Genomic DNA, 229 nt, shown 5'->3' with positions numbered 1-229 from the left:
CTCGGCAGATGCCAGCGGACTTCGCCGATCGTGATGACCTGATGAGAGCCTGCTCGGACTACATCGCGGGCATGACCGACCGCTTCGCGATCCGGGAGCACCAGCGCCTGACTGGAAAGAGCCTTTTTCCGCTCTGAACGCGGTGGGCGCCGTCGCCTGACCCGCTCCTGTGAAAACCGTAGCTGGCCTCACTGATGGCCCCGGCGGGGGAAGCAGTCATCGGCAGCCC

Annotated in this window: 1 protein-coding gene; it reads left to right on the top strand. The window is 65.5% G+C overall.

Features of this window, described 5'->3' with window-relative positions; all coding sequences use genetic code 11:
• Window positions 1-8: 8 nt before the first annotated feature.
• Entirely contained in the window at window positions 9-137 is a 129-nt protein-coding gene (locus tag RVY79_RS22155; protein ID WP_411161794.1) for a hypothetical protein, read from the top strand.
• Window positions 138-229 lie beyond the last annotated feature (92 nt).

Origin of the sequence: Chromohalobacter sp. HP20-39 (assembly GCF_033052815.1) — a bacterium.
Lineage (GTDB): Bacteria > Pseudomonadota > Gammaproteobacteria > Pseudomonadales > Halomonadaceae > Chromohalobacter.
This window is presented reverse-complemented; position numbering and strand designations above follow the sequence as displayed.

Bases quoted from the DNA above. Each gene is read 5' to 3' on its own strand.
- RVY79_RS22155 (WP_411161794.1), top strand. From the start codon at position 9: ATGCCAGCGGACTTCGCCGATCGTGATGACCTGATGAGAGCCTGCTCG.